This is a genomic window from Sphingomonas jinjuensis, from assembly GCF_014197105.1.
Lineage (GTDB): Bacteria > Pseudomonadota > Alphaproteobacteria > Sphingomonadales > Sphingomonadaceae > Sphingomonas > Sphingomonas jinjuensis.
This window is the reverse complement of the sequence record NZ_JACIEV010000002.1, coordinates 458583-480013: the sequence shown is the minus strand read 5'-3', so window position 1 is coordinate 480013 and position 21431 is coordinate 458583. Positions and strand designations below refer to the sequence as shown.

The 21431-nt window shown below is 67.1% G+C and carries 24 protein-coding genes; 11 read left to right on the top strand and 13 right to left on the bottom strand.

Translation table 11 applies throughout. The features are described 5' to 3' along the window. Nucleotides 1-140: 140 nt before the first annotated feature. From GGQ80_RS05725 to trmB, 4 genes are all read right to left on the bottom strand, one after another. Entirely contained in the window at nucleotides 141-338 is a 198-nt protein-coding gene (locus GGQ80_RS05725; RefSeq protein WP_183982906.1) for a helix-turn-helix transcriptional regulator, read from the bottom strand. A gap of 100 nt (nucleotides 339-438) precedes the next feature. Further along, nucleotides 439-819: a hypothetical protein gene (locus tag GGQ80_RS05720; protein WP_221364198.1), complete on the bottom strand. Its 381-nt coding sequence runs from the start codon at nucleotides 817-819 to the stop codon at nucleotides 439-441. A gap of 63 nt (nucleotides 820-882) precedes the next feature. Continuing rightward, a complete protein-coding gene (locus tag GGQ80_RS05715; RefSeq protein ID WP_183982904.1) occupies nucleotides 883-2118 on the bottom strand; it encodes a tyrosine-type recombinase/integrase in 1236 nt (411 codons plus the stop codon). Between the two features lie 118 nt (nucleotides 2119-2236). Continuing rightward, on the bottom strand, nucleotides 2237-2917 hold the full coding sequence (trmB, locus tag GGQ80_RS05710; protein ID WP_183982903.1) for a tRNA (guanosine(46)-N7)-methyltransferase TrmB: 681 nt from the start codon (nucleotides 2915-2917) through the stop codon (nucleotides 2237-2239). Between the two features lie 64 nt (nucleotides 2918-2981). Between trmB and GGQ80_RS05705 the strand changes: the two genes are divergently transcribed. Both GGQ80_RS05705 and GGQ80_RS05700 read left to right on the top strand, forming a co-directional pair. Continuing rightward, a complete protein-coding gene (locus GGQ80_RS05705; RefSeq protein ID WP_183982902.1) occupies nucleotides 2982-3785 on the top strand; it encodes a formate/nitrite transporter family protein in 804 nt (267 codons plus the stop codon). Continuing rightward, nucleotides 3775-4362, top strand: coding sequence for a phosphatase PAP2 family protein (locus GGQ80_RS05700; protein WP_183982901.1), 588 nt, complete (start codon nucleotides 3775-3777; stop codon nucleotides 4360-4362). The genes GGQ80_RS05705 and GGQ80_RS05700 overlap by 11 nt, the downstream gene beginning before the upstream one ends. A gap of 175 nt (nucleotides 4363-4537) precedes the next feature. Here GGQ80_RS05700 and metK read toward each other — a convergent pair whose 3' ends face one another. Then, on the bottom strand, nucleotides 4538-5743 hold the full coding sequence (gene metK / locus GGQ80_RS05695) for a methionine adenosyltransferase (protein ID WP_183982900.1): 1206 nt from the start codon (nucleotides 5741-5743) through the stop codon (nucleotides 4538-4540). Between the two features lie 94 nt (nucleotides 5744-5837). Continuing rightward, entirely contained in the window at nucleotides 5838-7367 is a 1530-nt protein-coding gene (gene lnt, locus GGQ80_RS05690) for an apolipoprotein N-acyltransferase (protein WP_183982899.1), read from the bottom strand. Between the two features lie 226 nt (nucleotides 7368-7593). Between lnt and GGQ80_RS05685 the strand changes: the two genes are divergently transcribed. Both GGQ80_RS05685 and GGQ80_RS05680 read left to right on the top strand, forming a co-directional pair. Beyond that, complete coding sequence (locus GGQ80_RS05685) at nucleotides 7594-8025, top strand: VOC family protein (RefSeq protein ID WP_183982898.1); 432 nt, start codon at nucleotides 7594-7596, stop codon at nucleotides 8023-8025. Next, complete coding sequence (locus GGQ80_RS05680; protein WP_183982897.1) at nucleotides 8022-8324, top strand: polyhydroxyalkanoic acid system family protein; 303 nt, start codon at nucleotides 8022-8024, stop codon at nucleotides 8322-8324. Before GGQ80_RS05685 ends, GGQ80_RS05680 begins: the two co-directional genes overlap by 4 nt. A gap of 168 nt (nucleotides 8325-8492) precedes the next feature. Here the strand turns inward: GGQ80_RS05680 and GGQ80_RS05675 are convergent, their stop codons facing one another. From GGQ80_RS05675 to GGQ80_RS05660, 4 genes are read right to left on the bottom strand one after another with little or no spacing between them, the layout of a single operon-like run. Further along, a complete protein-coding gene (locus tag GGQ80_RS05675; protein ID WP_183982896.1) occupies nucleotides 8493-9194 on the bottom strand; it encodes an NTP transferase domain-containing protein in 702 nt (233 codons plus the stop codon). Next, on the bottom strand, nucleotides 9194-10285 hold the full coding sequence (locus tag GGQ80_RS05670; protein ID WP_183982895.1) for an inositol-3-phosphate synthase: 1092 nt from the start codon (nucleotides 10283-10285) through the stop codon (nucleotides 9194-9196). Before GGQ80_RS05670 ends, GGQ80_RS05675 begins: the two co-directional genes overlap by 1 nt. After that, nucleotides 10282-11142, bottom strand: coding sequence for a CDP-alcohol phosphatidyltransferase family protein (locus tag GGQ80_RS05665; RefSeq protein ID WP_183982894.1), 861 nt, complete (start codon nucleotides 11140-11142; stop codon nucleotides 10282-10284). Before GGQ80_RS05665 ends, GGQ80_RS05670 begins: the two co-directional genes overlap by 4 nt. Nucleotides 11143-11185: 43 nt before the next feature. Beyond that, the gene (locus GGQ80_RS05660) at nucleotides 11186-13231 is read right to left on the bottom strand and encodes an NAD(+) synthase (RefSeq protein ID WP_183982893.1); all 2046 of its coding nucleotides are present in this window, start codon (nucleotides 13229-13231) and stop codon (nucleotides 11186-11188) included. A gap of 130 nt (nucleotides 13232-13361) precedes the next feature. Here GGQ80_RS05660 and GGQ80_RS05655 point away from each other — a divergent pair, with 130 nt between their 5' ends. From GGQ80_RS05655 to GGQ80_RS05625, 7 genes are all read left to right on the top strand, one after another. Further along, nucleotides 13362-13706 (top strand): ArsC family reductase, encoded by a 345-nt coding sequence (locus GGQ80_RS05655; protein ID WP_183982892.1) that lies wholly within the window; start codon nucleotides 13362-13364, stop codon nucleotides 13704-13706. 55 nt (nucleotides 13707-13761) lie between these two features. Further along, entirely contained in the window at nucleotides 13762-14199 is a 438-nt protein-coding gene (locus GGQ80_RS05650) for a hypothetical protein (protein ID WP_246346864.1), read from the top strand. A gap of 23 nt (nucleotides 14200-14222) precedes the next feature. Further along, nucleotides 14223-15083 (top strand): 3-methyl-2-oxobutanoate hydroxymethyltransferase, encoded by an 861-nt coding sequence (gene panB / locus GGQ80_RS05645; protein ID WP_183982891.1) that lies wholly within the window; start codon nucleotides 14223-14225, stop codon nucleotides 15081-15083. Between the two features lie 71 nt (nucleotides 15084-15154). Continuing rightward, complete coding sequence (locus tag GGQ80_RS05640; protein WP_183982890.1) at nucleotides 15155-15856, top strand: tetratricopeptide repeat protein; 702 nt, start codon at nucleotides 15155-15157, stop codon at nucleotides 15854-15856. Beyond that, a complete protein-coding gene (locus GGQ80_RS05635) occupies nucleotides 15853-17175 on the top strand; it encodes a PQQ-binding-like beta-propeller repeat protein (RefSeq protein WP_183982889.1) in 1323 nt (440 codons plus the stop codon). The genes GGQ80_RS05640 and GGQ80_RS05635 overlap by 4 nt, the downstream gene beginning before the upstream one ends. Before the next feature lie 89 nt (nucleotides 17176-17264). Beyond that, the gene (gene der / locus GGQ80_RS05630; RefSeq protein ID WP_183982888.1) at nucleotides 17265-18638 is read left to right on the top strand and encodes a ribosome biogenesis GTPase Der; all 1374 of its coding nucleotides are present in this window, start codon (nucleotides 17265-17267) and stop codon (nucleotides 18636-18638) included. Nucleotides 18639-18731: 93 nt separating this feature from the next. After that, a complete protein-coding gene (locus GGQ80_RS05625; protein WP_183982887.1) occupies nucleotides 18732-19154 on the top strand; it encodes an Hpt domain-containing protein in 423 nt (140 codons plus the stop codon). A 92-nt stretch (nucleotides 19155-19246) separates the two neighbouring features. Here GGQ80_RS05625 and bfr read toward each other — a convergent pair whose 3' ends face one another. From bfr to GGQ80_RS05615, 3 genes are all read right to left on the bottom strand, one after another. After that, complete coding sequence (gene bfr, locus GGQ80_RS05620; protein WP_183982886.1) at nucleotides 19247-19765, bottom strand: bacterioferritin; 519 nt, start codon at nucleotides 19763-19765, stop codon at nucleotides 19247-19249. A gap of 63 nt (nucleotides 19766-19828) precedes the next feature. Further along, nucleotides 19829-19999: a (2Fe-2S)-binding protein gene (locus GGQ80_RS18415; protein ID WP_246346863.1), complete on the bottom strand. Its 171-nt coding sequence runs from the start codon at nucleotides 19997-19999 to the stop codon at nucleotides 19829-19831. Between the two features lie 85 nt (nucleotides 20000-20084). After that, complete coding sequence (locus GGQ80_RS05615; RefSeq protein WP_183982885.1) at nucleotides 20085-21329, bottom strand: DUF418 domain-containing protein; 1245 nt, start codon at nucleotides 21327-21329, stop codon at nucleotides 20085-20087. Between the last annotated feature and the right edge of the window lie 102 nt (nucleotides 21330-21431).

Sequence of the window (21431 nt, the reverse complement as noted above, 5' to 3'; positions counted from 1 at the left end):
AGGCGTTGCAGTCGGAGGAGAGAGGATGTATCTACCGTGGTGCTGTTGTTGAAGTAATTCGTGGAGGCTCGCACTGCGCTAACAGTGCGGGCCTTTCGCGTATTACCGGCCGCCGCCGTTGCTGCTGATGCCATGGCGGATCACGCGTCCACCATCTGCGAGGTCGAGCTGACGCGACGATCAGCTTTCCATGCCTCGATATCAGCGGGATCATAGGCGATCCGGCGACCGGCCTTAATGAAACGGGGGCCACGGCCAAGGACGCGCCAATTCGCTAACGTCTTCGGTGAAACGCCACAGCGCGGGGCGGCGTCCTGTTCGGTCAGAAGGTCTTGCATGTTACCTCCGTCGTCGCTCGGGATTGAGCGTGGTGACGGGGGTTGTGTGGGGCAGAGGCAGGACGTTGAGCAGATGGACAAAAATGCCAATTCTATTCTGTCATTTTTGTCCTAGTATCTCGCGCAATACGGCTGCGGCCGACGCCTCGGTTACCTTGCCATCCTTCCATACAAGGCGCTTGTAGTGGTGGCTGATTGCCCTTTTGATGGTGCGATCAGACGGCGGGTTTGCCGAGGACCATGCCTTCTCTATCTGGCGCCGCTCGCTCATCCAGTGCTGTTTTGTTTGGCCGGCAATTAGTCGGTCGCGGAAAATCCACAGAACGTGAGGTTGTGTAGCCGGCCTGCCGCGTGGCCTCCACCTACGGCCTTTGGCGGCAGCGAGCCCCTCGATGGACTCCATGATGCCATCAAGCATCCTCTGGTAGTCATAGACATCATAAGCCACCTCGACAGCGCCTCCCAGCGCCTCCGCCAGCATTGGAAGGGGTGGCAGGCTGGGCGGATAACCAGCCGTTCGGGAGCTACCCTAGCCACCCCAGCATCACGCCCGCCGAGCGGCGAGCGGGATCACGTTAGTTTCGTCGGTGCCAGCGAAGACCGCTGAGAGGTGAGAAGCCCATGCATCGAGCGCCAAGCGCTTCTCATCGCTCCAGTGGTGACGCTGGTACACCCCGGCAACCCCGGCGCGAGAGCCGGAGAGATGGTTCAAGATCGCCTCCGTGACCTCGAACCTTACGCCCAAGCGCTGCATCCCCGTAGCCAGGCTGCGCCTCAAATCATGTAGTCGCCATTCGGCAGCTGGAGCGCCAGCGGCTGCGACCAGTTTGTCGAGCTTGGCCTTACCCCTGCTATGAGCGGTAAATGCGCCGCCTGATGAGGTTATGAAGACAGACCCGCGCTTTGGCCATTGCTCGCCTTTTGCGACCCGATCCAATTCCGCAACGGCTAGCGCGTTCAAAGGCACAAAGTGCGGCTCTCCGTTTTTCGTCCGCTCGCCAGGGAGCTTCCAAGCTCGCTCATCGCGGTTCAACTCCGCCCAATTCAGACCGGTCACTTCTTCCCTGCGCTGCCCTGTGACCATGAGCAGACGGACGATCGACCCAAATGCGCGGTGACATCCGGGCGCAGCCTCCCATATCCGCCACAGCTCTGCGTCCGACAATACGCGGTCACGCGCTTTCACTGGAGGGGGCGTTTCCATACCCTCCATAGGGGACCGTTCGATGTCGCCACGACTGATTGCCCACCGGAAAAGGCGGCGAAGGATAGCAAAAACGTTGCGCCGGCCCGCCCGTTGCTGAGCTGGCATGGCGTCGAATACCGCAACGACGTCGCTCCGTGTGATTGCCGGTAGCGGCTTCTTGGCAATCACTGGCCATACGTGGAGCCGCAACGATCGCTCAACCAGCTTGCGCCAGCCCTCGCCCTCGCACGCCTTTTGGAAGCGCTCGGAGTACGCTTTGAAAGCAAGGTCCACAGTGTCGCGACGACGCTTGGCGTCCTCGTCGGCTGGGTTAATACCTTGAGCCACCAAGACAGCCAGGCGCTTCGCTTCCAAACGGGCGTTCGCAGGCGTCAGCTTTCCATGCGTCCCGATGGTGTATCGCTGTGTCTTCGCTTCGCGCCCGCCCATGCGGAATTGATAAAGGTAGGTGAGGGCGCCGCTCGGCGTGATCTTCACACCGAACCCCTTGACGTCGTCATCCCACAGTATCGCGACAGCGCTTCCCGGCCTGAGCGCCTCAACCGACCGCTTGCTGATATTCCCGACCGCCATCGCAGCCCCCGAGTAATCACCTGACAATCACCTTAGCGGGATGCAGGAGGAACATCAAGGCAACGGCGGGAACATCGTTGCCGAGAGCGGGAGCGGAACGGATCGTGAAAGGCGCAGGCTAGCGTCGAACGTACCTGAAATACCAGACCTCATGGCCCTGCCGGCGCGCCTTGCGCTCGTAGCGCGTCTCCGGCCAATCGTCGGGGCGGGTCAGGAAATCGGCCGGCGTCGCCGCGGTCCATGCAAAGTCGCGGCGGTGGTTCATCACCATCATCGCATGCGCGCAATAGGTCGGATCGTCGGTGCCCAGGCGAAATTCCGCGCCGGGCTTCAGCTTGGCGGCGATCAGGTCGAGCGGCCCGTCGTTGACCATCCGGCGCTTGGCATGGCGCGCCTTTGGCCAGGGATCGGGGTGGAGCAGGTAGACGCGGTCGAGGCTGGCGTCGGGCAATCGCTCGACGACGTCGAGCGCGTCGCCCATGTGCAGGCGGACATTGTCGAGGCCTTGGTCGCGGACATGGCCCAGCGCGCCGACGACGCCGTTCAGGAACGGCTCGCAGCCGATGAAGCCGGTGTCGGGATTCGCCGCGGCCTGGCCTGCCAGATGCTCGCCCGCGCCGAAGCCGATCTCCAGCTGTAACGGGCGATCGCTGTCGAACAGCCGCTCGGCGGTGAGCGGTCCGTCCTCCGGCACGCTGATCCGTGGCAGCAGCTCCTCGACGAGCGCGGCCTGGCCGGCGCGCAGCTTATGTCCCTGGCGGCGGCCATAGAGGCGACGGATCGAGAGCGGATCGTTCATCCGCCGCCGCATAGCCCGGCCGTCCCAAGGAGCAAAGCCGCAGACGGATCGTTACCGATCCGACATGACCGAGCCCGACAGCCGCGACGAAGACGACGACCTGAAAGCGGCGCGACCCGTCGATCTGCATCGCACCGTGCGCGAAGAGGGCGAGGAAGAGCTCGAGCGCCCGTTCAAGGCGCTGTTCTGGTCGGGGCTTGCGGCGGGGCTGGCGATCACCAGCTCGCTGGTCGCGGAGGCGGTCATCCATTCGCATCTGCCCGACACGCAGTGGCGCCCACTGCTGGTGGCACTCGGTTATCCCTTCGGATTTCTGGTCGTCATCCTCGGGCGGATGCAGCTTTTCACGGAGAGCACGATCACCGCGATGTTGCCGCTCGCAACGCGGCCATCGTTTCCGGCCTTCGTCAGGACGCTGCGGCTATGGGGCATCGTGCTGGGCGCCAACCTGGTCGGGACGGCCATCACCGGCGCTGCGCTTGCCTATGGCTGGGTCGGTGACGCGGCGATCGGCGCCGCGGCGCACGAGATCTCGCTCAAGATCACCGAACTGGGCCCGCTCGACACCTTCGTCAATGCGATCCCGGCGGGCTTCATGATCGCGATCATCGCCTGGTCGTTGCCCAACGCGCGCGAGCAGAGCTTCTGGGTCATCGGCGTGGTGACCTATCTCGTCGCCGCCGCCGGCTTCAGCCATTCGGTGGTGGGGTCGAACGAGGCATGGCTGCTGCTCTTCGCGGGCGACGTCGGGCTGTGGTCGATGATCACGTCGCTGCTGCTGCCGGCGGTGTTCGGCAATCTCGTCGGCGGCGCCGGCATTTTCGCGCTGCTGGCGCATGCCCAGGTCAGGAGCGACGTTGAAGACTGAGGCAAAGACGCTGGCGAAGCGCGCCGCCCGGGCCGATCGGCGGCACGCTCACCGCGCCACGGAGCATGAGGATGGCCTTGCCCTGCGCCTTGCAGGGAAGGCGAGCGATCTGGCGGACCAGCCGCCGCTGATCGCCTTGTCGATCGCGACATTCGGAGGCGGACTGGTCTTGCGGCACGGCGCGCTGGCGCGGGCAGGGGCAAGGATGCTGGCGAGCCACCTGCTCGCTACCGCTGCCAAGACGGTGTTGAAGAACGCGATCGACCGGACGCGGCCGGCGCGCGCGGTGATGGAAGGCTATCGGCTGGAGAAGGGCGACGGCGCCGACGACCCGTCGCTGAACTCGTTCCCGTCGGGTCATACCGCGGGCGCGGTCGCGGTGGCGGAGGCAATCGCGGCCGAGCTTCCGGGCGCGGCGTTGCCGGCGCGGCTGGTCGCGGCGGGGGTCGGGCTGGTCCAGCCGCATCGGGGCAAGCACTATCTCAGCGATGTGGCGGCGGGGGCGGTGATCGGTTGGGTATCGGCGTGGGCGGTCGATACCGTGTGGCGAGCGGCTGCGGACAAGATCAAGCGCTGAGCTACTCCCCTCCCTGCGAGGGAGGGGTCGGGGGTGGGTCCTGAGCCTCGCAGAGGAAAACCGCTCGCGTCGGCCACCCACCCCCAGCCCCTCCCTGCAAGGGAGGGAAGCAGATACGAAAAGGGCCTCCCCGCGTCGGCAGGGAAGCCCCATTCGGTTCGGCGATCGCCCGCGCTTACGCGGCGACGGCGGCTTTCAGCGGCTCGACCAGGTCGGTGCGCTCCCAGGTGAAGTGATCGCCCTCGGCGTCGCGGCCGAAGTGACCATAGGCGGCGGTCTTCGAATAGATTGGCGCGTTGAGCTTCAGATGCTCGCGGATGCCCTTCGGCGTCAGGCGGACGAGCTTGGGCAGCGCCGCTTCCAGCTTCGCTTCCTCGACGGTGCCGGTGCCGTGCAGGTCGACATAGACGCTCAACGGCTCGGCGATGCCGATCGCATAGGACAGCTGGATCGTGCAGCGCTTCGCGAGGCCGGCCGCGACGACGTTCTTGGCGAGATAGCGCGCGACATAGGCGGCCGAACGATCGACCTTGGTCGGATCCTTGCCGCTGAACGCGCCGCCGCCGTGGGGGGCTGCGCCCCCGTAGGTGTCGACGATGATCTTGCGGCCGGTGACGCCGGCGTCGCCGTCGGGGCCACCGATCTCGAACAACCCGGTCGGGTTGACGTAGATCTTGTCCTCGGCCGGCAGCCAGCCAACGGGCAGGATGTCGGCGAACACGCCCTTGACGTAATCGCGCAGCTTCTGCTGGCCCGCCTCGTTCGACAGCTCGGCCGAATGCTGGGTCGACACGACCAGCGCGGTCGCCTTCACCGGCACGCCATTGTCGTACTGCAGCGTGACCTGGCTCTTGGCGTCGGGCTCCAGGAACGGCGCCGCGCCCGAGTGGCGGTCGGCCGCCATCTTCTCGAGGATCTTGTGGCTGTAATAGAGCGTCGCGGGCATGAAGCCGGGCGTCTCGTCGGTCGCATAGCCGAACATGATGCCCTGGTCGCCGGCGCCTTCGTCCTTGTTGCCGCTCTCGTCGACGCCCATCGCGATATGCGCCGACTGCGGGTGCAGGTTGTTCTCGAAGCGGAAGCTTTCCCAATGGAAGCCCGATTGCTCGTAGCCGATGCGCTTCACCGTCTCGCGGACGGTCTTCTCGATCTCGTCCTTCACGCCCTCGGCCCAGTTGCCGTCGGCATCCATGATCCCCTTGCCGCGGATCTCACCGGCGAGGACGACGAGCTGCGTGGTCGTCAGCGTTTCGCAGGCGACGCGCGCTTCGGGGTCCTTGGACAGGAACAGGTCGACGATCGAGTCGCTGATCTGGTCGGCGACCTTGTCGGGGTGGCCTTCGGACACGGATTCGGAGGTGAAGATGAAGCTGGAACGCATGGGTATCCCTTTGAGACAAGATGAGGAAAGCGCAGCCGTTGCCATGCCGCCATCGCCCCGGAGGGAGATATAAAGCTTTCCTTATATGTGGGCCCTAGCGATCCCGGCGGCGGAGCGCAATGGCTGCCCCCGCAAGGAGCAAGCCGACCAGCAGCGCCATCCAGTTGCCGACCCGTGCGAACAGCGTCGGCGCGGCGGCGGGGGGCAGGGGCACCTCGACCGCACCGGCTGTGTCGTGCGGGATGGTCGCGATCACCGCGCCGTCGGCGGCGATGACGGCGCTGACCCCCGTCGGGGTGGCGCGGACGACGGGCAGCCCTTCCTCGATCGCGCGCATCCGCGCCTGCGCCAGGAACTGAGGCGATCCCCATTTGCCGAACCAGGCGTCGTTCGAGGGGTTGAAGATCATCCGCGGCCGGCGGCCAGGCTCGGTCACCTGCCCCGAAAAGATGATCTCGTAGCAGACCTGGACGCCGATCGCGCCGAAGCCGGGAATGCCCAGCGTGCGCGGGCCGGGGCCGGGGGTGAAGTCCATGTCGCCGGGCACGAGCTTGGCGAGGCCAAGCATTCGAAGCAGCCCCGGCATCGGCAGATATTCGCCATAGGGGACGAGATGCGCCTTGTCGTAGCGCCCGACGATCCGCTTGTCGGGATCGATCGCGAGCACCGAATTGGCGGCGCTCGTGACGTCGCCGTTGGCATCGAAGGTCAGCGTGTCGCCGCTCGTCATCAGCATGTCGCGCGGGGCCAACGCCGCGGCGATCCGCGCCCGTGTCCACGACGACGGCCGATCGCGATAGATCCAGTCGGGATAGCCGTCCTCGAGGAAATCGCGCAGCAGCCCCTCCGGCCACAACACCAGCCGCGGCGCCCCGGCGGGGTGGCGGCTGGCGCGGATCAGCGTCGCGAGTGCGCGCTCGCCGGCGTCCTCGTTGCGCAGGTCGTTGCCGATGTTGGGTTGGACGACGCGCAGCAGCGGCGTGCCCGGTGAACGCGAGGGCGCGGTCGTGCGATAGCTGAGCGCCTGCGCCCCGAGCAGCGCCACGATCGCCAGCAGGCCAAGGGCACGGCGGCGGCGCGGGATCAGCAGCAGAGCGCCTGCCGTCAGGATCGTCAGGCCCGACAACGCATAGGTGCCGATCAGCTTCGTCAGCATCGCGACCGGCTGCACCGGCACCCAGACGACGCCCAAAGGGTCCCAGGCATAGCCGGTGAACATCACCGCACGGAGCCATTCGGTGGCGATCCAGGCAGCGGCGAAGGCGAGCAGGAAGGGCGCGTCGACCGCCCTGCCGCGCGCCACCCGCCACGCGAGGCCGGCGGCCATTGCCGGGTAGACCGCGAGGTACAGCGCCAGCGCCAGCGGGGCGATGTAGCCCAGCACCGGCGGCATCTTGTCCTGAAAATCAAAGGCGTGCTGGAACCAGTTGTCGTTGATCGTGAAATGCCCGACCCCAAACGCCCAGCCCCGCCACAGCGCCTGTCGCAGCGTGCCCGCATCATGGACTAGCCAGATCCACGCCGCGAGGCAGACCAGCGTCAGCGGCCACAGCTGCCACGGCGCGAAACCGCAGGCGGCAGCGGCGCCAAGAAGGAGCGAGGCGAGGGCAGGATAGCGGCGCATGACGACGCCCTAGCCAATCCTCCCCCGCAGGGGGAGGGGTAGTGATGCCGACACCTTTCTCCCCTCCCTGAAAGGGAGGGGCAGGGGGGGGCATGACGCTTCGCAGAGCGCGACGCTCGTGGCGAAAACCCACCCCCAACCCCTCCCTTGCAGGGAGGGGAGCGAAGAAGTGGCTAAGGGAACCGTAAACCTTGCGGGCAGGGCAGCGGCGCACGATACTCGTCCTATGACCCTTCGCCCCTTCCACCTCGCCTTCCCCGTCCACGATCTCGCCGCGGCGCGCGCCTTCTATGGCGGTGTCCTTGGTTGTACGGAGGGGCGGTCGAGCGACGAGTGGATCGACTTCGACATGTTCGGTCACCAGATCGTCGCGCATCTCGATCCCGCGGCGAAGCCGGTCGCGGTCGCCAACGAGGTCGACGGCCACCAAGTCCCAGTTCCCCATTTCGGCGTCGTCCTGACCCCGGCGGACTGGCGCGCGCTGGCGGATCGCGTCGAGGCGGCGGGGATCGGCTTCGGCATCGCCCCGCACACGCGCTTTGCCGGCCAGGCGGGCGAGCAATCGACGATGTTCTTCCGCGATCCGTCAGGCAACGCCCTGGAATTCAAGGCTTTCGCCGACGACGCGATGCTGTTTGCGACGGAGAAGGCGGCATGAGCACCCCGATCGAACTCGATATCCCGCACAAGCTCGGCAAGGAGACGGTGCGCCAGCGGCTTGACGGCGGCGTCGGCAAGATCGGCCGGCTGATCCCCGGCGGCGCCAACGTCACCCACCGCTGGGAGGGCGACACGATGGTCTTCACGGTGACGGCGATGGGCCAGGAAGTCGCCAGCCGCGCAACGGTGTTCGAGGACAAGGTCCATGCGGTGGTCGACCTGCCCGGCATGCTCGCGCTGTTCGCGGGGCCGATCAAGGCGGCGATCCAGCAGCAGGCGCCGAAATTGCTGGAGTGAGGCTGCTTCCGGCATCCCGGCCCTGAGCCGGGATCCAAGGCTTCTCGAGCAACTGACTTGATGATCGAGCGGGCGGCTCGCCGCGAGATGGATCCCGGCTCAAGGCCGGGATGACGGGGGTAGGTGGCGGCGGGAACTAGGTCCACCCCGGCCTTCGCCGGGGAGGAGCTAAGCGACGATGCTGCGCCACGCCTCCGCATGCGCCAGCGCTGGCGCGTCGTCGACGTCGATCCAGTCGAGGTCGCTGCAATCCACCACGCGCGCGCGACCATCGGCGGCCAGCAGCCGGACACCCTCGGTCAGCGAGGGCGCCTCCAGCGTCGCGAGCGCGGCGAAGAAGGACGAGCCGACCGCGAACACGCCGGTGTCGTAGCAATCGTGCGGCGCCATCTCCTTGCCGATCGCGACGATGCTGTCACCCTCGGTCGCGACGCAGGTGACGTCGCTGGGGTCGACCCAGCGATGGCCAAGCCGCCGGTCGATGCCGAGCGTCAGCCCGCCCTGCGCGCCGACCCGCGCCAGCCGCGTGTAATGATCGGGCGTGACCAGATGGTCGCACATCGCCAGCACGGCCTCGTCGCCCGCCAGCAGCGGCGCCGCGGCAAGCGCGGAGACGCCATTGGGGCGGCGATGGTCGACGATCGCATGCTCGACGACGACCGGCCAGGATCGTGACGACAGGTACGCCAGTACGCGATCGGCGGCATAACCGAGCGTCACCACCACGCGCTCGATGCCCGCCGCCGCGAGGCCGGTGAGCGCATGGTCGATCAGCGGCCGCCCCGCGACCGGGCAGAGCGGCTTGGACGGCGCGCTGCCGCGCAGCCGGCTGCCCTCGCCGGCGGCGAGCAGGACGGCGGAGCGGATCATCAGGCGGCCTTAATGAATTCCTCGACCTGCGCATGGGCGATGTCGTCGGTCACTTGGTGGCGCGGGTGCTTGCAGAAATAGGCGCTGGCGGGATCGATCACGCCGGCCAGGCCGCGATCGCGCGCGATCTTGGCGCAGCGGATCATGTCGATCGCGACACCCGCCGAATTGGGCGAATCCTCGACCGACAGGCGAAGCTCCAGGTTCATCGGCACGCCGCCGAACAGCTGGCCTTCCATGCGCAGGAAGCAGACCTTGTTGTCGTTCTGCCACGGCACATAGTCCGACGGGCCGATGTGGACGTTCTCGTCCTCCATCCGCTCGGCCGCGACCGACTGCACCGCCTCGGTCTTCGAAATCTTCTTCGATTCCAGGCGGCGGTGGTTCGACATGTTGAGGAAGTCGGTGTTGCCGCCGGTGTTCAGCTGGTACGTACGGTCGAGCTTCACGCCGCGCTTCGCGAACAGGTCGGTCAGCACGCGGTGGACGATCGTCGCGCCGAGCTGCGCCTTGATGTCGTCGCCGATGATCGGCACGCCCGCCGCCTCGAACTTCGCCGCCCATTCGGGGTTCGACGCGATGAACACCGGGATGTTGTTGACGAAGGCCACGCCCGCTTCGAGCGCGCATTCGGCGTAGAATTCGGTCGCCTCCTGGCTGCCCACCGGCAGATAGTTCATCAGCACGTCGGCGCCGCTCTCGCGCAGCTCGCGCACCACGTCGTCCTTGCTGGGCTCGGCGGCGTCGGCGACGATGAAGGTACGGTCGTCCTTATAGTCGCTCATGTGATCGGCGACGCCGTCGAACACCGCGCCCATCCGCACGACCGTGCCGGTCGGCTGGACGTTGGGGGCGAACACCGCCGTGCAGTTGGGCTTGGCGAAGATCGCCTCGGCGACGTCGCTGCCGACCTTGCGCTTGTCGACGTCCCACGCCGCGACGATCTTGATGTCGGAGGGGCGATAGCCGCCCACTTCCCAATGCATCAGACCGACGAGGTCGTTGGCGCCTTCACGATAATGCTCGAGGCCCTGGACGAGCGAGCTGGCGCAGTTGCCGATGCCGACGATGGCAACGTTGATGCTCTTCATGGATGACCCTGTTCGCTGGATAGAAGGATGGAGGATGAGGTGCCCTGGGCGACGAAGCTGCGCTCCACGGCACGATGACGGATGAGCCCGATCGCGGCGACCAGGCTGAGGGGGATGATTTCGTACCACCAGGCGAGGCGCGGATTGCCGACGAGGCAGGCGAGGAAGATCGCGGCCACGCGCATATTGGCGGTGAGCAGATACTGGAACCGCATGACCGGCGCGGCGAGTTCGCCGTAAAGGCGGCCGGTGGCGACCGGATCGGGGCTGGCGCCGAGGCGACGCTCGAACGGCATCGCGAGGCGATCGACGCTGCCCGCGACGCTATCATACAGGCGGACCAGCGCATTGCCGGTCGGGCGGGGCACGGCGGCCAGCGCCTCGCCCTTAACCCGGCGGTGGAAGCGGGCGCGCTCGCCCTCGTAGAGGCTCGACTGGACGGCATGGGCGGCCGCAGCGATCAGCGCGAGCGCCCAGGCGCCCGGCGTGCCGATCGACGCGGCGAGGCCAAGGTAGAGCAGTGCGAAGACGCCGTGGTCGCACAATCCGTCCATGAACCGGCCGAACGCACTCGACGTCCCCGTCGCACGCGCGACCATGCCGTCGAGGCCATCCATCACCAGCCAGGCGATCGAGAAGACGAGGCCGAGCAGCGCGAAGCGCGGGTCGTTCCAGTTTACGTAACAAAGTGCGGCTACGGCACCACAGGCGAGGCCGGCCATCGAGACGAAATTCGCACTGACGCCAAGCCGCAGCGCGCCGGGCAGCAATGCCCGGGCGGTGGGATGGATCAGGTAGAGATTGGATGGGTCCTCGATCCGGCGATCGCGCGAGCCACCCCCGGCGGGCTCTGTCATCAGGCCGTCACACATGCGCTCGCGTCAACGCGAACGCAAGCGGTTACGGCATGTTCCGCCTCAGTTCGTCGAGCCAAACCGTCGCGGTGCCGTCCGACGGCGCCCGCCAGTCGCCGCGTGGCGACAGCGCACCGCCGGCCGAAACCTTGGGGCCGTTGGGCAGCGCGGATCGCTTGAACTGGCTGGTGCGGAAGAAGCGGACCAGGAACTTCTCGAGCCAGTGGCGGATGGTGGCAAGGTCATATGCGACCCGCGCCGACGCGGGGTGATCGGCCGGCCACGCCCCCGATTCGGCATCGCGCCAGGCGTGCCACGCCAGGAAGGCGATCTGCGACGGTGCCATGCCGTGGCGGATGACGTAATGGGCGAAGAAGTCGTTCAGCGCATAGGGGCCGATCATCGCCTCGGTGCTTTGCATGGCGCCGGTCGCATCGGCGGGGACCAGCTCGGGCGAGATTTCGGTCGCCAGTATCGCCTCGAGGACTCGGTCGGTTTCGCCGTCATACTGGCTGGTGCGGATCGCCCAGCGGATCAGGAACTGGATCAGCGTCTTGGGCACGCCGGCATTGACCGCGTAATGGCTCATCTGGTCGCCGACGCCATAGGTACACCAGCCCAGCGCCAGCTCGCTGAGGTCGCCGGTGCCGAGCACGATGCCGCCGCGCTGGTTGGCGAGGCGGAACAGATAGTCGGTGCGCAGGCCAGCCTGCACATTCTCGAACGTCACGTCATAGACCGGCTCACCGCCCGCGAAGGGATGGACCATGTCCTCCAGCATCCGCCGTGCGGCGGGGCGGATGTCGATCTCTTCGGCGGTGATGCCGAGCGCGCGCATCAAGGCCCAGGCGCTCGCCTTGGTCGCCTCGCCGGTGGCGAAGCCGGGCATGGTGAAGCCCAGGATGTCGGCGCGCGGCCGGCCTAGCCGGTCCATCGCCTTGGCGGCGACGATCAGCGCATGCGTCGAATCGAGCCCGCCCGACACGCCGACGACGATCCGCTGCGTGCCCGTCGCGACCAGCCGTTTCGCCAGCGCCCCGACCTGGATGTTATAGGCTTCGTAGCAATCCTCGTCGCGCCGATGGGGATCGTTGGGCACGAACGGAAAGCGGCGGATCGCCCGATGCAGCCCGACGTCGCGCGGCTCGGCGCCCAGCGTGAAGCCGATCCGGCGGAAGCGGTTTTCGGGATGACCGGTGGCGACCGCGCTGTCGTTGAAGGTGCCGTCGCGCAACCGCTCCTGCACCAGCCGCCGTGTGTCGATATCGGCGGCGACAAATCCCGGCTCGGGCGCGAACCGGTCCGATTCGGCCAGCCGCTCGCCGAGCTCGTGGATCAACCCCTGGCCGTCCCAGGCGACGTCCGTCGTGCTCTCGCCCGGTCCCGCCGCCGAATAGACATAGGCGCACACCGCCCGCGCCGATTGCGAGGCGGCCAGCAGGTCGCGCTCGCGGGCCTTGCCGACGACGATGTTGGATGCCGACAGGTTGCAGCAGATCAGCGCACCCGCCAGCGCGCCGGCGGTCGAGGGCGGGGTGGGCGCCCAGTAATCCTCGCAGATCTCGGCGTGGAAGATCAGCCCCGGCAGGTCGTCGGCGGCGAAGACCTGGTCGGGGCCGAACGGCACCTCCGCCTCGCCCAGCCGGACCGTCTGGCCGGTCAGACCCATGCCGCTCGCGAACCAGCGTTTTTCGTAATATTCCCGATAGTTGGGCAGGAACGTCTTGGGCACGACGCCCAGCACGTGTCCTCGCGCGATCGCTACCGCGCAATTGTACAGCCGCCCGTTACGCACGATCGCGGCCCCGACCAGCAATGCGATGGCAAGGCCGGCGGTCTCTGCCCGTACCGTCTCGATCGCCGCCAGCGTCGCCTGCTGCTGCGCATCCTGCAGGTGGAGATCATCGATCGCGTAGGACGTCAGGTTCAGTTCGGGAAAGACGATCAGGTCGACCCCGGCGTCCGCCGCCTGCCGGGCAAGCGCCACCGTCGCGGCGGCATTGGCGGCGACGTCGCCGACGCTCGCGATCGGCGTGGCGGCGGCGATGCGGACGAGGCCGTGGCTGTGGATCGCGTAAAAGGGATGCGTCATGTCCGCCGTCCTAGCGCGGGGTGCGGGCGGGCGCCAACCGGCGGGCCGTCGGCCGCTGGTGTGTGAAGAGTCTCAACATTCGCGCCGACCCTGCCTATCGCGCCATCGCGACGACGACGACGGAGATTTCATGACCACCATCTACGGCATCAAGAACTGCGACACGATGAAGAAGGCGCGCCAGTGGCTTGCCGACCACGGCGTCGAGGCGCGCTTCCACGACTATCGCGCCCACGGGGTCGATGCCGGACGTCTGGCGGGATGGGTGGATCGGCTCGGCTGGGAAGCGCTGCTCAACCGGAATGGCACGACCTTCCGCGCCCTGCCCGATGCCGACAAGCAGGCGATCGACCGCGACAAGGCGCTCGCGCTGATGACGGCCAGTCCCGCAATGATCCGCCGCCCGGTATTGGAACATGGCGACACGCTGGAGGTCGGCTTTAAGCCCGATCGCTACGCCGCGCTGTTCGGTTGAGGGTTGCGGCGCGGCGGCCTCGCGCGCAGACTTTGTGCCAGAGGGGAGAGTAGTGATGATCGACGGGCGCAAGTCTGTTCCGATGTGGTTCCGCATCGTCGCGGCCATCCTGCTGGTCTGGGGCGTCGCGGGATGCTGGGCGTGCCTGCAGCAGTTTCGGCTCGGCGCCGAGGCGATGGGGCCGGCGAGCGACTATGACCGCGCACTCTATGCGACGCTGCCGATCTGGTACAACGCGGTCTATGCCGTGGCGGTCGGCACCGGCTTCCTCGGCGCGCTGGCGTTGCTCGCCCGCTCGGTGCTGGCGCGGCCGCTGTTCCTGATCTCGTTGGTCGCCGTGATCGTCCAGTTCGGCTGGCTGTTCGTCAGGAGCGACATCGTCGCGCACAAGGGGGCGCTCGTCGTGCTGCCGTTCCCGATCATCATCGTCGCGGCCGCGGCGTTTGGCGCGTGGCTGGCGGGTCATGCCCGGACGCGCGGCTGGATCGATTGACCGCGGCAGGATAGGGCGCGTCGATGTCCACGACCTATCAGCTCGACACCGCGACCAGCCGCGCCAACCCGACCCCGGCGCCGCTCAAGCGATTGACCGTGCCCGCGATTCAGGCGCGTAAAGGTGGGGAGCCGATCGTGATGCTCACCGCCTATACCGCACGGATGGCGCAGCTGCTCGACCCGCACTGCGACATGCTGCTGGTCGGCGACAGCCTGGGTCAGGTGATCTACGGCTTTCCCTCGACCTTGCAGGTGACGCTCGAGATGATGTGCCGCCACGGCGCGGCGGTGGTGCGGGGCAGCTATCATTCGGTGGTCGTCATCGACATGCCGTTCGGCAGCTACGAGGCGGGGCCGGAGGCGGCGTTCGCCAGCGCGGCGCGGATCATGGCTGAAACCGGCGCCGCCGCCGTCAAGCTGGAGGGCGGCGAGGCAATGGCGCCAACGGTGGCGTTCATCAGCCAGCGCGGCATCCCCGTCGTCGGCCATGTCGGGCTGACCCCGCAGGCGGTCAACGCCCTTGGCGGCTATGGCGCACGGGGCCGCAGCACGGCGGAGGAAGGGAAGATCCTCGGCGACGCGCGGGCGGTGGCCGATGCCGGCGCCTTCGCGCTGGTGGTGGAGGGGGTGGTCGAGCCGCTGGCGCGCGCCATTACCGAGGCGGTGGCATGCCCGGTGATCGGCATCGGCGCGTCGGCGGCCTGCGATGGCCAGGTGCTGGTTATCGACGACATGCTGGGCATGTTCGAGCGGACCGCGCGCTTCGTGAAGCGCTACGACGATCTCGCCGGCCGGATCGGCGAGGCGGCGGCACGCTATGCCGACGAGGTTCGCAGCCGCAGCTTCCCCGGCGACGACCACGTCTACAAACCACGCCCCTGATCCGGCTTTCGTTTCGTCCGCGTCAGCGCTAAGGGCTGGCGCTTCCTTCCAGACACCCATCGGAGCCAAGCTTGGCGCTCACCCCGCAATCCAACGAAGCATTCCTGCGCGAGGTCGACGACGAACTGCGGCGCGACCAGATGCTGTCGTTCTGGCAGCGCTATGGCAAGCTGCTGATCGTGGCGATCGTCGGCGGCCTCGCGGCGTTCGGCGGCTTTCTCTATTGGCAGCATCGCAATGTCGTCGCCGCCGGTGAGCAGGGCGAAAAGCTTCAGGCCGCCTACGACCAGCTGGCGGCGGGCAGCGACGCGCAGGCCGCGCCGACACTCGATGCCCTGTCGCGGTCGAAGGCGGACGGCTATCGTGCGCTGGCGCTCTTCGCGCAGGGCGACCAGATGCTGGCGAAGGGCGACACCCGCGGCGCCGCGGCCAAGTTCGCCGCGATCGCCGGCGACCAGAGCCTCGCCAAGCCGTTCCGCGACCTGGCGCTGATCCGCCAGACCTCGGTCGAATTCGACTCGCTCAAGCCCGATGTCGTCATCGAGCGGATGCGTCCGCTGACGATCCCCGGTAACGCCTGGTACGGCAGCGCCGGCGAGATGACCGCGATCGCCAGGATGAAGCAGGGCCAGAATGCGCTGGCCAAGCAGATGTTCAGCCAGCTGGGCAAGGATGCCAGCGTGCCCGAGCCGATCCGTCAACGCGCGGTTCAGATGGCAGGGCTAGTGGGCACGGGGTCGACCCCGCAGAACGAAGGTTCCCCGACGAAATGACCACCAAGCTTCGTTCCGGCGTCGCCATCGCGGCACTCGTCGCGCTGTCGGCCTGCGGCATCTTCAAGGGCGCGCCGAAGAAGACGCCGACCGTCGGCCAGCGCGTGCCGATCCTGGTATCCGAAACCGCGGTCGAGGCCGACCCGGCGATCGCGGCGCTACAGGTGACCGTGCCTGCCGCCGCCGTCAACGACGAATGGGCGCAGCCGGGCGGCAACGCCGCCAAGACCATGGGCCAGCTAGCGCTCGGCGCGTCGCCGGCCCAGGCCTGGACCGCGGCGATCAAGGGCGGCAACGACCGCGAGCGGCTGGCCGCCGCGCCGGTGGTCGGCGGCGACAAGCTGTTCGCGATGGACGTCGATGCGACCGTCCACGCCTTCAACGCGGCGACGGGGGCACCGGTATGGAGCACCGAGATCGCGCAGGGCGACAAGAACCGACCGTCGCGCTTCGGCGGCGGCGTCAGCTATGACGACGGCAAAGTCTACGCCGCCGACGGCGTCGGCGACGTCGTCGCGCTCGATGCCGCGACCGGCAAGGAACTGTGGCGCGCGAAGCCCGGCGGACCGCTGCGCGGCGCGCCGACGGTCGCCTATGGCTCGGTCCTGATCCTGTCGCAGGACAATCAGATGTTCTCGGTCGCCCAGGCCGACGGCAAGGTCCAGTGGGCCGCCGCCGGCACGCTGGAGCAACAGGGCGTGTTCGGCGTCGCGGCGCCGGCGGCAAGCCAGGGAACGGTCGTCGCCGGCTTCTCGTCGGGCGAGCTGTCGGCCTATCGCTACGAGAATGGCCGCGTGCTGTGGCAGGACGCGCTGTCGCGCACCTCGATCAACACCTCGGTCTCGACGCTGTCCGACATCGACGCCGAGCCGGTGATCGACAACGGCCGCGTCTATGCCATCGGGCAGGGCGGGCGCATCGTCGCGCTCGAGCTGGCGACCGGCCAGCGGCTGTGGGAGCAGAATTTCGCCGGCATCTCGACGCCGTGGGTGGCGGGCGAATGGCTGTTCGTCGTCACCGACGACGCGCGGCTGGTGTGCCTGGCGCGGTCGAACGGCAAGGCGCGCTGGATCTCGCAGCTGCCACGCTATCGCAAGGAAAAGAAGAAGTCGGGGCCGATCACCTGGTACGGGCCGGTGCTGGCGGGCAACCGCCTGATCCTGACCAATTCGCGCGGGCAGATCGTGTCGGCGGCGATCGAGGACGGCCATGTGCTGAACACGATCGACACCAAGGACGACTTCACGCTGCCGCCGATCGTCGCGAAGTCGAAGCTGTACACGCTGAGCCAGGACGGGCGCATCGCGGCCTATCGGTAAGCTTCGTCATCCTCGCGAAGGCGGGGTTGGCGGAGGTGCGAAAACGGGATGCGTGACGCCCGCGCGCTAACCCGCTAGGGCGCAGGCTTATGCCTTTGCTCCCTACCGTCGCGATCGTCGGCCGTCCCAATGTCGGCAAGTCGACGCTGTTCAACCGCCTCGTCGGCAAGAAGCTGGCGCTGGTCGACGACCAGCCCGGCGTCACGCGCGATCGCCGCATGGGTGAGGCGAGCCTCGTCGGACTAGACTTCCGCGTCATCGACACCGCCGGTTACGAGGACGAGGATCCCGATACGCTGCCCGGCCGGATGCGCCGCCAGACGCAGGCGGCGGTCGACGAAGCCGATGTCGCGCTGTTCATGGTCGACGCCCGCGCCGGCGTCGTGCCGCTCGACGAAGAGATCGCACGCTGGCTGCGCGGGTCCGACACGCCGATCATCCTCGTCGCCAACAAGGCCGAAGGCCGGTCGGGCGAGCAGGGCGTGCTCGAGGCGCTGGCGCTCGGCTTCGGCGACCCGGTACAGCTGTCGGCCGAACATGGCGAGGGCGTCGCCGACCTGTTCGAGGCGCTGCTGCCGATCATCGGCGAATGGGAAGCGCCCGATCTGGGCGATGACGATTCGAGCCCCGATGCGCCGCTGAAGCTGGCGATCGTCGGGCGCCCCAATGCGGGCAAGTCGACGCTCATCAACCGCTTCATCGGCGAGGATCGCCTGATAACCGGCCCCGAGGCTGGGATCACGCGCGATTCGATCGCGATCGACTGGATCTGGACCGACCGCAAGCAAGTGCCGCGGCGGGTGCGGCTGATCGATACTGCTGGCATGCGCAAGCGCGCCAAGGTGCAGGAAAAGCTCGAGAAACTATCGGTCGCCGACGCCTTGCGCGCGGTCGATTTCGCCGAAGTGGTGGTGCTGCTGCTCGATGCGACGCTCGGGCTCGAATCGCAGGACCTGCGCATCGCCGACAAGGTGCTGCAGGAGGGGCGTGCGCTCGTCATCGCGCTGAACAAATGGGACGTGGCGCAGGACGCCTCGTCGCTGTTCAACGGCGTGAAGAAGGCGCTGGAGGACGGGCTGAGCCAGGTGAAGGGTGTGCCGCTGCTGACGGTGTCGGCCGAGACGGGCAGGGGGCTGGACCAGCTGCTGGAGACGGCGTTCGAAACGCGCGAGGCGTGGTCGAAGCGCGTGCCGACGGGCGAACTCAACCGCTGGTTCGAGCGCGCGATCGCGGCGACGCCGCCGCCCGCCCCCGGCGGCAAGCGGATCAAGATGCGCTACGTCACTCAGGTCAACACGCGGCCGCCGAGCTTCGTGATCTTCGGTACGCGCGTCGATCAATTGCCGGCCAGCTATGAGCGCTATCTGATCAACTCCATGCGACGCGAGCTTGGCTTTGGCGCAGTACCCGTGCGGCTGATGCTGCGTGCGCCCAGCAATCCGTTCGACCGAGACAAGAATTGAACGGCGGGACAACAAAGCCTTTACCCTTTGCCCGTATCACTGCCCCCTGACACGTCGCGAACCGATCGGATCGCGACAACGAGGAGGCAGGCGTTGTCGTTCGAAGGCAGCACGTTGGTGGATTGGGCAGCGTTCGCGCACGCCCGAAGCGAGCTGGGCGCGGGCTTCGTCCGGATCCTCGGCTATTTCCGTGAAGACGGCGTCAAGTCGGTCGCCGCGATCGAGCAGGCGATGCGCGATTCGAGCGCGGCGGCGATGGTCATTCCGGCGCACACGCTGAAGGGCGAGGCCCGTCAGTTCGGCGCCGAGCCGCTCGCGCGCCTGGCCGAGACGATCGAGAATGTCGCGCGCGATTGCGTCGAGATCCACGACACGCCCGAACAGGCGCTGGAGCATATCGTCCAGCTGCGCGGCCTGTTCGAGCAGACGCTGACGCTGTTGGAGCGCGAGGCGAGCCCGCTGGTCAACCGCCGCCAGCCGGGGATGAGCGCGGGCTTCGGACGCCGGGTAGCTTAAGCTATCTCGTCATGGCGAGCGCAGCGAAGCAATCCAGCGACGGATCAGGACGCACTGGATCGCTTCGCTGCGCCGGCAACGACGGGGTCTGACTACTTGCCCTTCAGATACGGTGCGGCGCCGGCCTCTGGTGTGTCGTGCTCGCTCATCGCGTTGAGCTGGACATAGTTCTGCAGCCCCATGCGGGCGATCATCTCGAACTGGCGTTCCAGCGTGTCGACATGCTCTTCCTCGCCGGCGAGAATGTAGGCGAACAGATCGCGGCTGACGTAGTCGCGGATTTCCTCGCAATAGGCGATCGCGCCCTTGAGCTGCTCGACTGCCTCGATCTCCAGCGCCAGATCGCCCTTCAGCGCTTCCTCAACCGTCTCGCCGATCCGCAGCCGGCCAAGCAGCTGGAAATTGGGCAGCCCGTCGAGGAACAGGATGCGCTCCGACAGCATGTCGGCATGCTTCATCTCGTCGATCGATTCGTGACGCTCGAACTGCGCCAGCTTGTACACGCCCCAATGTTCGAACAGCCTGTAATGCAGCCAATATTGATTGACCGCGGTCAGCTCGTTCTTGAGCGCCTCGTTCAGATAATCGATGACCTTCTGGTCGCCCTTCATCGCATGCGCTCCCAATTGATAGGTGACCGTCTAGCGAGGCGATTGCTGTCTGGGCAACCCTGGTTAAGCGGCCGCGCGCTCTTCGTCGAGAATGGCGCGCGCGACGACCGCGCATTGCCCGCATTTTGCCTGGCGGCCCAGCGCTCGAAATGCCTGGCATGGCGTCCGGCATCCGTCGCGAGCGCAGGCGCGAACCTGATTTTCCCGGATGGCATTGCACACACACACGACCATGCGATTCTCCGATCGAGGTCGGAGCGATAGGGCTAATGAGAGTAACTCGCAAGGCTTGTTGCGTCGCACTCGCAACCTGTACGTGTCAATTCGGCGCGACGGCAGCACCCTTGATCGGCTGAAGGCGCCCCCGCGACAGCGTGCGCCACACCCATTCGAGCGGACCAAAGCGATAACGTGTCAGCCATGGCCGCGACCAGGCCAGCATCATCAGCCAGACGAGCGGCGCGAGCAGGTAGAGCTGTGCCCGCGACAGCTTGCCGAACAGCCCCAGTCCCCAGCCGTCGAAGACGAACGACATCAGCAACGACGTGCCGAGATAATTGGTAAAGGCGACGCGGCCGGCCGCTGCGACCCGATCCGTCAGCCATCCGCCCGGTCGGATCGCCAGTATGAGCAGTGCGACATAGGCGGTGAAGAGGACCGGGCGGAGCGGCGTCGCGGCGAGCAACGAGGCGACGACGATCCAGCGCTGGTCATAGCCATGGGCCATGCTGTTGATCGCCAGCAGGACATATACCGGCCCCGCGACGCCGATGCCGATCGCCGCCCAGCGCCGATAGGCGACACGCGACCAGTCGCCGGTGACGAAGCCGCTGCGCAGCGCCGCCATGCCGAAGAGCATGTAGCCGAGCGTCTCGGCGCCGCCGATCGGCAGCATGGTGAAGGGGCTTATCGCATGCTGCCATCGCCACCCGACCGACCGCGTCCATGAGCCCGAATAGGCGGCGACCTCACGCAGCAGATCGGCGCGCGGCGGCACGCCGAACGCGGTGGCGAAATAATTCCACGTCTCGATTTGTTCGGGCGTGGTGCGCGGCCCTGCCGCGAACACCTGCGCGGTCAGCATCGCGCTGCTGAGCGTCTGAAGCAGGATCATTGCGGCGCCGACGCCGAGAAGCCACTTGGTGGGCAGACGGACGAACATCCACGCGAGGCATCCGACCAGCGCATAATGGGCGAGAATGTCGCCCCACCAAATCAGGTAGAGGTGGCAACAGCCGATGACGAACAACACCGCCATGCGCCGGAAGTGGACCGCCGCACCATTGTCGCCGCCGGCCTCGGCACGCTCAATCACCAGCAGCATCGATGCGCCGAACAGGAACGAGAACATGCCGCGCATCTTGCCTTCGACGAGGACGAAGGTGGCGAACCAGGCGACGATGTCGGGCGTCGACGTGCCGCCCCAGGCCAGTGGGGAGAAATAGGCCGCCTCGGGCATGCCGAACGCCGGGAGGTTGGCGAGCAGGATGCCCATCACCGCGATGCCGCGAATGAAGTCTAGCGCGAGGTAGCGTTGACCGGGCGTTGCTGGTGTATCGGTCATTTCATCGCCCGTGCCGTCATGCCGAACTCGTTTCGGGATCTCGTCGAAGGTGTCCGCTACACCTCAAGAAGATGCTGAAACAAGTTCAGCATGACGGAGCGG